The sequence below is a fragment of the Herbidospora sp. RD11066 genome, assembly GCF_054661255.1.
The window spans coordinates 1-236 of record NZ_BAAGDO010000365.1 but is presented as its reverse complement, the minus strand read 5'-3'; the positions used below and the strand labels follow the sequence as shown (position 1 = coordinate 236).

General features: G+C 46.6%; 1 protein-coding gene. It reads left to right on the top strand.

Annotated elements, in window-relative coordinates; all coding sequences use genetic code 11:
- On the top strand, positions 1 to 236 hold a 236-nt coding region (locus ACYQ78_RS40110; RefSeq protein WP_459806237.1), incomplete at both ends, for a ribosomal L7Ae/L30e/S12e/Gadd45 family protein.

Genomic DNA, 236 nt, shown 5'->3' with positions numbered 1-236 from the left:
AACCTGTTGTCATCAAATATGGCCTTAATCATGTGACGAGTCTTGTGGAGAACAAAAAAGCTCAACTTGTGGTCATTGCTCATGATGTTGATCCTATTGAGCTTGTAGTATGGCTTCCAGCTCTTTGCAGGAAGATGGGTGTTCCTTACTGCATTGTCAAGAGCAAGGCCAGGCTGGGTAAGGTTATTCACAAGAAGACGGCCACAGCACTGTGCTTCACTGCTGTTCGCCCAGAG